This window comes from Pseudomonas sp. F007, from assembly GCF_057814275.1.
The window spans coordinates 36,886-50,315 of record NZ_JBVATA010000002.1; the positions used below are offsets into that span (position 1 = coordinate 36,886).

At 60.7% G+C, this 13,430-nt stretch carries 12 protein-coding genes and 1 pseudogene; 7 read left to right on the plus strand and 6 right to left on the minus strand.

Annotated elements, in window-relative coordinates:
- Positions 1 to 5: 5 nt before the first annotated feature.
- The 3 genes from ACZYR5_RS04315 to ACZYR5_RS04325 form a co-directional block, all read right to left on the minus strand.
- The gene (locus ACZYR5_RS04315; RefSeq protein ID WP_489089019.1) at positions 6 to 659 is read right to left on the minus strand and encodes a thiol:disulfide interchange protein DsbA/DsbL; all 654 of its coding nucleotides are present in this window, start codon (positions 657 to 659) and stop codon (positions 6 to 8) included.
- Positions 660 to 858: 199 nt separating this feature from the next.
- On the minus strand, positions 859 to 1,464 hold the full coding sequence (locus tag ACZYR5_RS04320; protein ID WP_489089018.1) for a c-type cytochrome: 606 nt from the start codon (positions 1,462 to 1,464) through the stop codon (positions 859 to 861).
- A gap of 46 nt (positions 1,465 to 1,510) precedes the next feature.
- A complete protein-coding gene (locus ACZYR5_RS04325; RefSeq protein ID WP_027616600.1) occupies positions 1,511 to 1,801 on the minus strand; it encodes a c-type cytochrome in 291 nt (96 codons plus the stop codon).
- Positions 1,802 to 1,992: 191 nt separating this feature from the next.
- Between ACZYR5_RS04325 and yihA the strand changes: the two genes are divergently transcribed.
- Entirely contained in the window at positions 1,993 to 2,625 is a 633-nt protein-coding gene (yihA, locus tag ACZYR5_RS04330) for a ribosome biogenesis GTP-binding protein YihA/YsxC (RefSeq protein WP_489089017.1), read from the plus strand.
- Positions 2,626 to 2,972: 347 nt separating this feature from the next.
- Here the strand turns inward: yihA and polA are convergent, their stop codons facing one another.
- A complete protein-coding gene (gene polA / locus ACZYR5_RS04335) occupies positions 2,973 to 5,774 on the minus strand; it encodes a DNA polymerase I (protein ID WP_489089016.1) in 2,802 nt (933 codons plus the stop codon).
- A gap of 74 nt (positions 5,775 to 5,848) precedes the next feature.
- Between polA and ACZYR5_RS04340 the strand changes: the two genes are divergently transcribed.
- Both ACZYR5_RS04340 and ACZYR5_RS04345 read left to right on the plus strand, forming a co-directional pair.
- The gene (locus ACZYR5_RS04340) at positions 5,849 to 6,139 is read left to right on the plus strand and encodes a DUF2782 domain-containing protein (RefSeq protein WP_489089015.1); all 291 of its coding nucleotides are present in this window, start codon (positions 5,849 to 5,851) and stop codon (positions 6,137 to 6,139) included.
- Positions 6,140 to 6,199: 60 nt separating this feature from the next.
- Positions 6,200 to 7,150: a homoserine kinase gene (locus ACZYR5_RS04345; RefSeq protein ID WP_489089014.1), complete on the plus strand. Its 951-nt coding sequence runs from the start codon at positions 6,200 to 6,202 to the stop codon at positions 7,148 to 7,150.
- Between the two features lie 194 nt (positions 7,151 to 7,344).
- Here ACZYR5_RS04345 and znuA read toward each other — a convergent pair whose 3' ends face one another.
- Positions 7,345 to 8,274, minus strand: coding sequence for a zinc ABC transporter substrate-binding protein ZnuA (gene znuA / locus ACZYR5_RS04350; protein ID WP_489089013.1), 930 nt, complete (start codon positions 8,272 to 8,274; stop codon positions 7,345 to 7,347).
- A 57-nt stretch (positions 8,275 to 8,331) separates the two neighbouring features.
- Here znuA and zur point away from each other — a divergent pair, with 57 nt between their 5' ends.
- The 4 genes from zur to ACZYR5_RS04370 are packed head-to-tail and all read left to right on the plus strand — an operon-like array spanning position 8,332 to position 11,128.
- Positions 8,332 to 8,814: a zinc uptake transcriptional repressor Zur gene (gene zur / locus ACZYR5_RS04355; RefSeq protein ID WP_489089012.1), complete on the plus strand. Its 483-nt coding sequence runs from the start codon at positions 8,332 to 8,334 to the stop codon at positions 8,812 to 8,814.
- A complete protein-coding gene (znuC, locus tag ACZYR5_RS04360) occupies positions 8,814 to 9,599 on the plus strand; it encodes a zinc ABC transporter ATP-binding protein ZnuC (protein WP_489089011.1) in 786 nt (261 codons plus the stop codon). The genes zur and znuC overlap by 1 nt, the downstream gene beginning before the upstream one ends.
- Positions 9,592 to 10,380 carry a zinc ABC transporter permease subunit ZnuB gene (znuB, locus tag ACZYR5_RS04365; RefSeq protein WP_489089010.1) on the plus strand — a complete coding sequence of 263 codons (789 nt, stop codon included), beginning with the start codon at positions 9,592 to 9,594 and terminating at the stop codon, positions 10,378 to 10,380. The genes znuC and znuB overlap by 8 nt, the downstream gene beginning before the upstream one ends.
- A gap of 37 nt (positions 10,381 to 10,417) precedes the next feature.
- The gene (locus tag ACZYR5_RS04370) at positions 10,418 to 11,128 is read left to right on the plus strand and encodes a PA5502 family lipoprotein (RefSeq protein WP_489089009.1); all 711 of its coding nucleotides are present in this window, start codon (positions 10,418 to 10,420) and stop codon (positions 11,126 to 11,128) included.
- 27 nt (positions 11,129 to 11,155) lie between these two features.
- Here the strand turns inward: ACZYR5_RS04370 and katE are convergent.
- A pseudogene (katE, locus tag ACZYR5_RS04375) lies at positions 11,156 to 13,354 on the minus strand (catalase HPII); the annotation flags it as partial.
- Positions 13,355 to 13,430: the final 76 nt, after the last annotated feature.

Genomic DNA, 13,430 nt, shown 5'->3' on the forward strand with positions numbered 1-13,430 from the left:
GCCGCTTACTGAGCGGCGCGCTCCTTGGCAATCAGTTGATCGGCGACGTTCAACGCGCCTTCCGGACCACCGGCAGTGCCCAGGTCAAAGCGGTACTTGCCGTTGACGACCATGGTCGGTACGCCGGAGATCTGATAAGCCTGGGCCTTCTTCTTGGCGTCCTCGACCTTGCCTTTGACGGCGAACGAATCGTAGGTGCTCAGGAATTTTTCCTTGAACTTGCCCTCGAATTTGTCCTTGAGGATGTCAAGACCGGCGAGGAAATCAGCCATTTCTTCCTTGTCAGCGAGTTTCTTGCCACCGTGGATGGCTTCGAACACTGCCTTGTGGACATCCTGCTCGACGCCCATGACCTCCAAGGTGATGAACAGCTGGCCGTGGACGTTCCAGATACCACCGAACATGGCCGGAATACGCACGAAGTTCACATCGGCTGGCAGTTTTTCCGCCCATGGGTTGATGGTCGGCTCAAACGCATAGCAATGCGGGCAGCCGTACCAGAACAGCTCGACGACTTCGATCTTGCCCGGCACAGCCACCGGAACAGCACTGCTCAGTTCGACGTATTGCTTACCGGCTTCAAGCGCTTCAGCCGCCTGGGCGGTCACGCCGAACAAGCTGGCAGCAACCAGTGCGGCGCTGAGAATCAGTTTACGCATGCTTTACTCCTGGACAATTTGAGTACCTCGCGCGGCCTGCAGCAGGGCAGGTCATGGCGGGTTTGAGTTCTCTAGTGTAACGGCAGCGGCCACAAAAAAGGGCGGCCAAGGCCACCCTTTTTATGCTTGCATCGCAGGATTAATCGAGCGTTAACGTGGTGCGGGTAGAACCTCACGCACCGCGCTCGCTCAAGTAGCCTCAGTGCAGGCCCTGGATGTAGCTGGACACTGCTTCGATGTCCTTGTTGCTCAGCTTGGCCGAAATACTTTGCATGATTTTCGCATCACCGTCGTTGGTACGGTTGCCTTCACGGAAATCGGTCAATTGCTTGGCTACGTATTGAGCATGCTGACCGCCCAGGTGTGGGAAGCCCGCTGCAGCGTTACCTGCGCCATTCGGCGAGTGGCAACCGGTGCACGATGGCATGCCTTTTTCCAGATTACCGCCGCGGAACAATTCTTCACCGCGAGCCACGACTTTCGGATCCGCCGCGCCCACGCTGCCTTTCTGGCTGGCGAAGTACGCCGCAATATCCGCCAGGTCCTGATCACTCAGGTTGGTCAGCAGGCCGGTCATTTCCAGAACAGTGCGCTTGCCCGACTTGATGTCGTGCAGTTGCTTGTCGAGGTAACGCTCACCCTGACCCGCCAGTTTTGGAAAGTTAGGCGCCATGCTGTTGCCATCCGGGCCATGGCAGGCGCCGCACACTGCGGCCTTCGCCTGACCAGCTTTCGCATCACCTGCAGCATGGGCAATGCCGGAGATCCCCACGGTCAACAGCAGACTCACGATCAATTTGTTCATCAGCTAATCCAACTACGGCTAAGGGTTAAAGAGTTATGGACCGGGATCACTCGCTCATCCAGTGGATGATGGCTCGGTAATCCTCGGCACTGCAGTCCATGCACAAACCACGCGGCGGCATCGCCTTGAAACCCTGGGTCACGTGTTGCACCAGCGTCTCCATACCTTGCGCCAGTCTCGGCGCCCAAGCTTCCTGATCGCCCTTGCGAGGCGCCGTTGGGAGTTGGCCGGAATGACAGGCCCCACAAACACGGTTGTACACGGCTTCCGGATCCTGTGTAGCCTGCGCGCTACAAAGCGGCATCAAGACACCGATAGCCAGCAGCCATTTCGTCATAAAACGACCTTTTCAGGGTTGAGAGCGTGCTGCGTTCTAATGCGCAATCAAGGTCTGTCGCTCTCGTGAACTTCATCCTACGCTGGGACAAAGCGCACACAAAATCTGCGGCATTATATACTGGCGTTACTGAAACGGAAACGACGCTGCTCTTTGCGACCATTCTCGGCACCGCCCACATCGGAAATCCCATGCAACTCAAGAATCCCATCCTCGGCCTGTGCCAACAGTCCACTTTCATGCTCAGCGCCGCCAAAGTCGATCAATGCCCTGACGACGACGGCTTCGAAGTCGCCTTCGCCGGACGCTCCAACGCTGGCAAATCCAGCGCGCTGAACACCCTCACCCACGCCAGCCTGGCACGCACCTCGAAAACCCCTGGGCGCACGCAGCTGTTGAATTTCTTCAAGCTAGACGAAGAACGGCGTCTGGTCGACCTTCCGGGCTATGGCTACGCAAAAGTCCCTATCCCGCTGAAACAGCACTGGCAGCGTCACCTGGAAGCCTATCTGGGCAGCCGCGAGAGTTTGAAGGGGTTGATTCTGATGATGGACATCCGTCATCCAATGACCGACTTCGACCTGCTGATGCTCGACTGGGCCGTGGCCAGCGGCATGCCGATGCACATCCTGTTGACCAAGGCCGACAAGCTGACCTACGGCGCAGCCAAGAACACCCTGCTCAAGGTCCAGGCCGAGATCCGCAAAGGCTGGGGCGAAACCGTGACCATCCAGTTGTTTTCCGCGCCGAAACGCCTGGGCCTGGAAGAGGCCTACACTGTATTGGCGGACTGGATGGAATTGGCTGACAAGGACGCGGAATAACACCTACAACTGTGGGAGCGAGCAGGCTCGCTCCCACAGAGAGCGGGTCGAATTCCAGGCAAAAAAAACCCCGAAACTCATATGGGGAGGGAGAGTTCGGGGTTTAAGTACTCCGGACCGCTAGGGCGGGGTCCAGATATCTGCCAACACTTAACACAACATAGGAGCATCGAAGGGCTTCACCACCCATTCAGTAACTCTGAGTGGTGATTCACAGGTTTAGTTCAAACTATTTGCAAAATCGATTGGGAATAGACCCGATAATTTTTCGGACTAAGCCCCTTCACCCCGGAATACCGCGACACTATGCCGCGGCAATCAGGGCAAAAAATCGCAGAAAAACGCCCTTAATGGGCCTCATCCCAGTTATTTCCGACACCCACTTCCACCAGAAGTGGCACATCCAGGGTCGCCGCGCCGCCCATGTGCCCGCGAATTTCCGCGCGAACCTGATCGACCAAGTCCTCGCGCACTTCCAGCACCAATTCATCGTGTACCTGCAAAATGACTTTGGCATCCAGGCCGGAACTGGTCAGCCAGTTATCCACAGCCACCATGGCCTTTTTGATGATATCGGCTGCCGTGCCCTGCATCGGCGCGTTGATCGCGGTGCGCTCAGCCGCCGCACGTTCCTGCGGCTTGTTCGAGTTGATTTCCGGCAGATAGAGGCGACGTCCGAAAATCGTTTCTACATAGCCCTGGTCCGCCGCCTGGGCACGGGTGCGATCCATGTATTCACGCACACCCGGATAGCGGGCGAAGTAGGTATCGATGTAGGCCTTGGCCTGCTTGGTGTCGACGCCGATGTCCTTGCCCAACTTTTGCGCGCCCATGCCGTAGATCAAGCCGAAGTTGATGGCCTTGGCGCTGCGCCGCTGCTCGGTACTGACCTGATCGAGCTCGACCCGAAAGACTTCGGCGGCAGTGGCGGTGTGCACGTCGAGATTATTGCGGAAGGCATTGAGCAGCCCTTCGTCACGGGACAGGTGCGCCATGATCCGCAGCTCGATCTGCGAATAGTCCGCGGCCAGCAGTTTGTAGCCCGCTGGCGCGACGAAGGCCTGGCGAATGCGCCGGCCCTCGGCAGTGCGTACCGGGATGTTCTGCAGGTTCGGATCGCTGGAGGACAGGCGCCCGGTGGAAGCTACCGCCTGGTGGTAAGAGGTGTGGATCCGCCCGGTACGCGGGTTGATCTGCTCCGGCAGACGGTCGGTGTAAGTACTTTTGAGTTTGCTCATGGAGCGGTACTGCATCAGCACTTTCGGCAGCTGGTAGTCTTCTTCCGCCAGCTTGGCCAACACCTCTTCCGCCGTGGACGGCTGGCCCTTGGCGGTTTTCTTCAGCACTGGGTAGCCGAGTTTCTCGTAGAGAATCACCCCCAGTTGCTTGGGCGAACCGAGGTTGAAGGGTTCACCGGCGATTTCAAAGGCTTCACGCTCCAGGGCGACCATCTTGTCGCCCAGCTCGACACTTTGCTCGCCCAGCAATTTGTCGTCCACCAGAGCGCCTTGACGCTCGATCCGCGCCAGTACCGGCACCAGAGGCATTTCGATGTCGCTGAGCACGCTGGCCAGGCTCGGGATCGCCGTCAGTTTTTCGTGCAACGCCTGATGCAGGCGCAGGGTCACGTCAGCGTCTTCAGCGGCGTACGGGCCGGCCTGTTCCAGGGCGATCTGGTCGAAGGTCAGCTGTTTGGCGCCCTTGCCGGCGATGTCCTGGAAACTCACCGTGGTGTGGTCCAGGTACTTCTGCGCCAGGCTGTCCATGTCGTGCCGGGTCGCGGTGGAATTGAGCACGTAGGATTCGAGCATGGTGTCGAACGCCACGCCGCGCACCGTGATGCCACAAGTCTGATCGCCACCGATGGCGCAGTTGGCCAGGATGTTCATGTCGAACTTGGCGTGCTGGCCGACCTTGAGCTTTTGCGGATCCTCCAGCAGCGGCTTGAGCGCGCGCAGGACGGTGTCGCGGTCCAGTTGTTCAGGCACACCGATGTAGGAATGGGTCAACGGGATGTAGGCCGCTTCATTGGCCCGCACCGCAAACGACAGACCGACCAATTGCGCCTGCTGGGCATCGATCCCGGTGGTTTCGGTGTCGAAGGCAAACAGCGGGGCGTTACGCAACTTCTCCAGCCAGACGTCGAAACGCGCCTGATCGAGGATCGTCTCGTACTGCGCCTGGGCAGGGACCGCCGCTTCAGGCTCGACCGCGCTCAACAGGTCTGCCACTGGCGCCGGCTCGGCGGCAGCCTTGAGCTCGACCCGCTTGGCATCGCGCTGCAACTCGTCGAGCCAGCTCTTGAACTCGAGCAGGGCGTAGAGTTCGGCGAGCTTTTCCCGATCCGGCTCGCGCAGGTGCAGGTCATCCAGGCCAACCTCAAGCGGCACATCGACCTTGATCGTCGCCAATTGGTAAGAGAGAAACGCCATTTCCCGATGCTCCAGGAGCTTGGCCGGCAGGGTTTTCGCACCGCGGATCGGCAGGGTCGGGACGATATCGAGCTGTTCGTACAGCTCGACCAGGCCACCATTGACCCCCACCAGCAGGCCCGACGCAGTCTTCGGGCCGATGCCAGGAACGCCGGGGATGTTGTCGGAGGAATCGCCCATCAAGGCCAGATAGTCGATGATCTGCTCGGGAGCGACGCCGAATTTCTCCTTCACGCCAGCCACGTCCATGGCGCTACCGGTCATGGTATTGACCAAGGTAATGTGGCCGTCGACCAACTGCGCCATATCCTTGTCGCCGGTGGAGATCACCACCGGACGCTGAGCGGCTGCGCTGCTGCGGGCCAGCGTGCCGATCACGTCATCGGCTTCAACGCCTTCGACGCACAGCAGCGGGAAGCCCATGGCGATGACGCTGGCGTGCAGGGGTTCGATCTGCACGCGCATATCGTCTGGCATGCTGGGGCGGTTGGCCTTGTATTCGGCGTACATGTCATCGCGAAAGGTCCCACCCTTGGCGTCGAACACGACGGCGAACGGACTGTCCGGGTACTGCTTGCGCAGACTCTTGAGCATATTCAGCACGCCCTTGACCGCGCCGGTCGGCAGGCCTTTGGACGTGGTCAGCGGTGGTAGCGCGTGAAAGGCGCGGTACAGGTAAGAAGAACCGTCCACCAGGACGAGGGGCGCTTGGCTCATGAGCAGGATCAACCTTTTCGGCGGGTCCGGCGCTAGAATAGCGGGACCGTTGACGACAAAGGGACAAGGTTATCATGCGCACACTCAATCGCCTGTTGCTGGCTGGTTTGTTTGGTTGTATTCCATTGGCCGCCCTGGCGGCGGACGATGCACCGACGCCGGATCCGGAAGTGACCATTCGTACCGAAGGCGACAAGACCATCCAGGAGTACCGCCAGAACGGCTTCCTGTACGCGATCAAGGTCACTCCGAAGGGCGGCAAGCCGTACTTCCTGGTGCGCTCGGACGGGACGGATGCGAACTTCATTCGCTCGGATCAGCCAGATATGCTGATTCCGGCGTGGAAGATCTTTGAGTGGAAGTAGTTTCTTAATTTTAATCGGCGCTGGCTTGATCGCCGCGCCCGAACTGAGCAGTTTTTAACCATGTCTGTGTTCACCCCCCTGGCTCGGCCCGAGCTGGAAACCTTTCTTGCCCCGTACGGCCTCGGCCGCTTGCTCGATTTCCAGGGGATTGCCGCTGGTAGTGAAAACACCAATTTCTTCATCAGCCTGGAGCAGGGCGAGTTCGTCCTGACCCTGGTCGAGCGCGGACCGGTGCAGGAGATGCCGTTTTTCATCGAACTGCTGGATGTCCTGCACGACGCCAACCTGCCCGTTCCCTATGCCCTGCGCACCACTGACGGCGTTGCCTTGCGCACACTGGCAGGCAAACCTGCGCTGTTGCAGCCGCGCCTGGCGGGTAAACACATCAAGGTTGCCAATGCCCAGCATTGCGCCCAGGTCGGCGAGTTGCTCGCGCACCTGCACCTGGCCACCCAGGACAAGATGATCAAGCGCAAGACCGACCGCGGCCTGGACTGGATGCAGCAAGAAGGCACGCAGTTGCTCTCGCACCTGAGTGATGAGTCGCGGCAATTGCTGCAACGGGCGCTGGACGAAATCAGCGAGCAGAAGAGCAAAATCCTCGCACTGCCTCGCGCCAACATCCATGCCGACCTGTTCCGCGACAATGCGATGTTCGAAGGCACGCACCTGACCGGGCTGATCGACTTCTACAACGCCTGCTCCGGGCCGATGCTGTATGACGTGGCCATCGCCCTGAATGACTGGTGTTCCGACGAAGACGGTCAGATTGATGGCCCACGGGCGCGGGCCTTGTTGGGGGCTTATGCGGCGTTGCGGCCATTCACTGCAAGCGAAGCCGAGCTATGGCCGACCATGCTGCGCGTCGCCTGCGTGCGCTTCTGGCTGTCGCGCCTGATCGCCGCCGAATCTTTTGCCGGTCAGGATGTGCTGATCCATGATCCGATGGAATTTGAACAGCGTTTGGTTCAGCGTCAGCAGGTCAGTACGCCGTTGCCGCTTGCCCTCTAAAAGCATTGCTCCGCCTCTGTGGGAGCAGCCCGGGCGGCGTTCCGCTGCTGGCGATGGAGCCATCAGCCACACCGCATTAACTTCATCGCTAGCAGGCTAGCTCCCACAGTTTCCGGGTATCTCTGGATGTTATGAGCCTACCCGATCCTGTGGGAGCCAGCCTGCTGGCGATTGCAGCGACGCCGAATCCAGCGTCAAAGCGACTCCAGACACCCCGCCAGATCATTCCCCAACTTCTCCAGCACCTGCTCATACCCTTGGGCAGTCGCCGGCGTATAGCCACCCAGCGCATCCAGCTCAGCCAATTTCACCGGCAAGCCCGCCACCAGGGTTTCGGCCAGGCGTGGGCGCAATGGCGGTTCGCTGAACACGCAGGTCTTGCCGACTTCCTGCAGGCGCGCACGCATCGCCGCCACATGTTGGGCGCCCGGTTGCACCTCGGCGGCCACGCTGAACACACCGGCATGCTTGAGTCCGTAGGCCTCTTCGAAATAATCGAAGGCTTCATGGAAGACGAAGTACGGTTTGCCTTCAACGGCAGCCAGACGCGCCTTCAACCGCAGGTCCAGCGCATCGAGGCGCTCGTCGAAGGCCTTGAGGTTGCTCTGATAGCGCGCGGCATTGGCCGGATCTACAGCACTCAGGTCACTGGCGATTTTCCCGGCAATTACCCGCGCATTGACCGGCGATAACCACAGGTGGGCATCGAGACTGCCCGGACGATGGTCATGATCGTGGTCATCGGCTTCTTCGGCATGGGAATGACTGTCTTCGGCAAACCGGCGCAATTTCAGACCCGGCAGGTCCTGCAGCGCAACCGATGGCAGATTGCGGCCCTTGAGCACGCGGGGCAGGAAACCTTCCATGTCCGGGCCGATCCAGTACAGCAGGTCAGCCGACTGCACGCGCCGTACGTCGGAAGGTCGCAGGGCATAGTTATGCGGCGATGCACCGGGTGGCAGCAGGACTTCCGGCACCGCGACGCCATCCTGCATCGCTGCGGCAATCAGCTGTACCGGCTTGATACTGGTCAGCACCTTGACCTCGGCCTGTGCGGCACCGATCGCGAGGAAACTGGCAGTAAATGTGACAAGGATGGCAAAAAGTCTGGACACGATGACCACTCAAAGAGGCGAGAACGGGTAACATAATAACGTCTCTCACAAAACTCGTCGCCGCTCATGCCTAAAACACCGCTCGCCAGCCGCCCCCATGACCATTCGCACTGCGTGCACACCGCGCTGTCCGAGGCCGATGCCATTTGTGCACGCCAGGGACTGCGCCTGACCGCCTTGCGCCGGCGCGTGCTGGAACTGGTCTGGCAGAGCCACAAACCGCTGGGCGCCTACGACATCCTCGCCGTATTGAGCGAGCAGGACGGCCGCCGCGCCGCGCCGCCCACCGTGTACCGCGCCCTGGATTTCCTGCTGGACAACGGCCTGGTGCATCGCATCGCGTCGCTCAACGCCTTTGTCGGCTGCAACCATCCGGGCCACGCCCATCAGGGCCAGTTCCTGATTTGCCGCGAGTGCCACGCGGCCATCGAGCTGGAGCAGAAATCCATCAGCGACGCGATCATCCACAGCGCCAGCGATGTCGGTTTCGTCGTCGAAGGCCAGACCGTCGAAGTCGTCGGTCTCTGCGCGGGTTGCCAGGGGGCCTGATGAGCACTGCATTGATTCGCCTGAACCAGGTTGCAGTGACCTTCGCCGGGCAAAACGTACTGGACAATATCGAGCTGAGTGTCGAGCCGCGGCAGATCGTCACCCTGATCGGCCCCAATGGCGCCGGCAAGACCACCCTGGTGCGCGCCGTACTTGGCCTGCTCAAGCCCGACAGCGGCAGCGTATGGCGCAAGCCGAAGCTGCGGGTGGGCTATATGCCACAAAAGCTCCATGTCGATCCGACCCTGCCGTTGTCGGTCCTGCGTTTTCTGCGCCTGGTCCCCGGTGTCGACCGCGCGCGCGCCCTGGCGGCACTCGGCGAAGTCGGTGCCGAACAGGTGATCGACAGCCCGGTGCAGAGCATTTCCGGCGGCGAAATGCAGCGCGTACTGCTGGCCCGTGCGCTGTTGCGCGAACCGGAGTTGCTGGTACTGGATGAGCCGGTGCAAGGGGTCGATGTCGCCGGCCAGGCCGAGCTGTACAGCCTGATCACCCGCCTGCGCGACCGCCATGGTTGCGGCGTGTTGATGGTGTCCCACGACCTGCACCTGGTGATGAGCACCACCGACCAGGTGGTCTGCCTCAACCGTCACGTGTGCTGCTCCGGGCATCCGGAACAGGTCAGCGGCGACCCGGCATTCGTCGAGCTGTTCGGCAAGAATGCGCCAAGCCTGGCGATCTACCACCACCATCACGACCACGCCCATGACCTGCACGGTTCGGTCGTCAGCGCGGCGTCCGCCGCTCATACCCACGTTCATGGAGATGGCTGCAAGCATGGCTGATTTTCTGTTGTATGCCCTGCTCGCAGGCCTGGCCCTCGCTGTGGTCGCTGGCCCGCTGGGATCGTTCGTGGTCTGGCGACGCATGGCCTATTTCGGCGACACCCTGTCCCACGCCGCCTTGCTGGGCGTAGCGCTGGGCTTCCTGCTGGATGTCAGCCCGACCATCGCGGTGACCGTCGGCTGCCTGCTGCTGGCGGTGCTGCTGGTGACCCTGCAGCAGCGCCAACCGCTGGCCTCCGACACTTTGCTGGGGATTCTTGCGCCGAGCACGCTCTCCCTCGGCCTGGTGGTACTAAGCTTCATGCATGAAGTGCGGATCGACCTGATGGCCTATCTGTTCGGCGACCTGCTGGCGATCAGCCCGAGCGACCTGGCGTGGATCCTCGGCGGCAGCGCAGCGGTGCTGATATTGCTGGCGGCGCTGTGGCGACCGCTGCTGGCGATCACCGTGCACGAAGAGCTGGCAACGGTCGAAGGCCTGCCCGTACCGGCCTTGCGCCTGACCTTGATGCTGCTGATCGCCGTGGTGATCGCGGTGGCAATGAAAATCGTCGGGGTACTGCTGATCACCTCCTTGTTGATCATTCCGGCCGCTGCGGCACAACGCCACGCTCGCTCGCCGGAGCAAATGGCCCTCGGCGCCAGCGTGCTGGGTATACTCGCGGTCTGCGGTGGCCTGGCGTTATCGTGGTTCAAGGACACGCCGGCCGGCCCGTCGATTGTGGTCGCTGCCGCCGCGCTGTTTCTGCTGAGTTTTGTCCTGCCCCGTCGAGGGGTGTAGACTTGCTCGTTTTTTGCGCAATCAGAGAGTCGCAGGAATGAAGCCGTTCGCCTCCCGTTATCTGCTCCTTGTTGCCTTCGTGCTGCTGGGCGCCTGCCAGAGCACTCCTCCCGCCCCCGAGGTCCCGGACGCTCGGGCGACGGCGATTGCCCAGTTGCAACAGAGCCTGGCCAGCAGCGAATTGGCAACGGCCGAGGATCAACTGGCGACCCTGCAAGCCCAGACGCCGGATGATCCAGCGCTGGAGCAATACCAACGGCAACTGGCCGAAGCCTATCTGCAGCGCAGCCAGATCGTCCTGCAAAAAGGCGATGTGAATGCTGCTGCCACGGCCCTGAGTCGCGCCCGCGCCCTGATGCCCAAGGCGCCCGCGCTGACCGGCGGCGTCAATGGCGCCATCACCGAGGCGCGCAAGGCCGAGCTGGAGAAGGCCGAAGCTGCCCTTGAAGCGGCAGCTGCCAAGCCGAAAGCCAAGGTGATCGACCCGACGGCCGAAAGCACCACCGTTGCGCTGAACATCACCGATAGCCCAAAACTTCGGCGACAACTGGATGCGATCGCCGCCGATGTGGTGAATTATCAGTGCGCCGTCAGCATCCAGGCACCGCGTACCGAAGATTACCCCTGGCTCGCGACCCTGCTGACCAAGCGGGTGAAAAAACTCGACCCCGACTTCGACCTGAAGATCCAGCGGCAGATCCTGCGCCACATCCCTGCGCAGATGGTGCTGACACCGCGCAAGGATTGATCTCTGAGGGTCAGCGCTCCCGTTGACTCAAGCCGGCACCGCCTTGGCCTTCTCCTCGCGGTCCCAGACCCGATGCTGGCCAATGGCGGCAAAAAACGCCTTGGTCAGCTTGGCATCCGCGCCCACGATGAGCCCGGCATCGACCTCCAGCTTCAATACATCCAATAGCTGCTTGGCCTCCCCATGCAAGGCGATGGCCTTCAGGTGCTTGTACGCCTCCAATACGTAGTGCAGCGCTACGCCGTTGGTGCTCAGCGCCTTGATCGACGCCGCACCACCCGGCACGAACACCGCATCGAACGCCACCGACGGCATGCCTTCCATCGACGCATCCACCGCCAGCGACTTGCCATCGGCCGACGTCACCGGCGCCGAGGTCGGCCCCAACAGCTTGGCGTGCGCCCCTTCAGCCTCCAGCGCCTTCTTCATGGCGCTAATTGCTGCCGCATCGACGCCATTCGCCGCTAAAATCGCGACTTTTCGCGTCTTGATGGTTTCCGGCAACAGGTTGGCCTGACTCAGTGCAGGCGAGCGGTCCAATGAGGTGACAGGCACCTCGACAGTCCCGGTTTTCGGCGCCGGTAACCCGAGGTTCTGCGCCACGCGCGCGGCCAGTTCCAGATCGATATTGGCCAGGATCTCATTGACTTGCCGTGCCCGAATGAATTCGCGTTCGACCTTGCCCAGCTCAAAGCTGTAGGCGGCAATGATGTGCTCTTTTTCAGGCTCGCTCATGCTGTTGAAAAACAGCCGGGCCTGAGAAAAATGGTCGCCGAATGATTCGCTGCGCTGACGGATCTTGTTCGCATCGATCCGTTCGGCATAGCTCTCGAAACCGCCGTCGACCGCAGCCGCCGGGGTTTCTTTCGGCCAGCCGCCATCAATCGAATTCGGCTCGTAGGAGGCACGGCCCTTGTCGATGGTGGTGCGATGCATGGCATCACGCTGTCCGTTATGCACAGGCGTGATTGGCCGATTGATCGGGATTTCATGAAAATTCGGCCCACCAAGTCGGCTGATTTGCGTATCGGTGTAGGAAAACAGCCGACCTTGCAGCAATGGGTCATTGGAGAAATCGATGCCGGGCACGATGTGGCCCGGGCAGAACGCGACCTGCTCGACTTCGGCAAAAAAATTGTCCGGGTTGCGGTTGAGCACCATTTTGCCCAGCGGCGTGATCGGCACCAGCTCTTCGGGAATCAGCTTGGTCGGGTCGAGAATATCGAAATCGAAGGCGTGCTCGTTTTCTTCTTCAATGACCTGCACCCCCAGCTCCCACTCGGGATAATCGCCCATTTCGATGGCTTCCCAGAGATCGCGGCGGTGGTAGTCCGTGTCCTTGCCGGCGAGCTTCTGTGCTTCGTCCCAGACCAGCGAGCAGGTGCCCGCCGTGGGCCGCCAGTGGAACTTGACGAAACGCGCCTTGCCCTCGGCATTGATCAGGCGAAAGGTGTGCACGCCAAAGCCCTGCATGCTGCGCAGGCTTTTCGGAATGGCCCGATCGGACATGGCCCAGATCACCATGTGCGCCGACTCCGGCTGCAACGACACGAAATCCCAAAAGGTATCGTGAGCCGAGCCCCCCGTAGGAATTTCGTTGTGCGGCTCGGGTTTTACCGCATGGACGAAGTCAGGAAACTTGATCGCGTCCTGGATGAAAAATACCGGCATGTTGTTGCCGACCAGGTCGAAGTTACCCTGCTCGGTGAAGAACTTCACCGCAAAACCCCGCACATCGCGCACCGTATCACCGGACCCGCGCGGCCCCTGCACCGTGGAAAAACGCACGAACACCGGGGTCTTTTGCCCTGGGTCCTGCAGGAAGCCGGCCTTGGTCAGCTCGGCGTGGTTTTCGTAGCACTGAAAGACGCCGTGGGCGCCTGTGCCACGGGCATGCACGATGCGTTCGGGGATTCGCTCATGGTCAAAATGGGTGATTTTCTCACGCATGATGAAGTCTTCGAGCAACGACGGCCCGCGTGCACCGGCCTTCAGGCTATTCTGGTTATCGGCGACCTTGACCCCCTGATTGGTGCGCAGGGCCTGCTCGGTGGCATCGGAGCGAAAGATTTCCAGGCTTTGCAGCTTGGCATTGCTGTTGGCGCGGTCTGGGGTATCGGTGCCCGCCAGCTGGCTTTGGTCGGCACCCGTTTTTTTGTGACTCATCAGTCCTGAACTCCTCAAGTGGGATGCCCGTCGAGAGCGGGCGTTTTTCAGTTGCTGAAGTAGTGACTGACGGGCTTCGGCACCGTTCCTTTTTTATGACCTTTGATCGCGTTATCGCCAAATGAAAGGTTGTTTA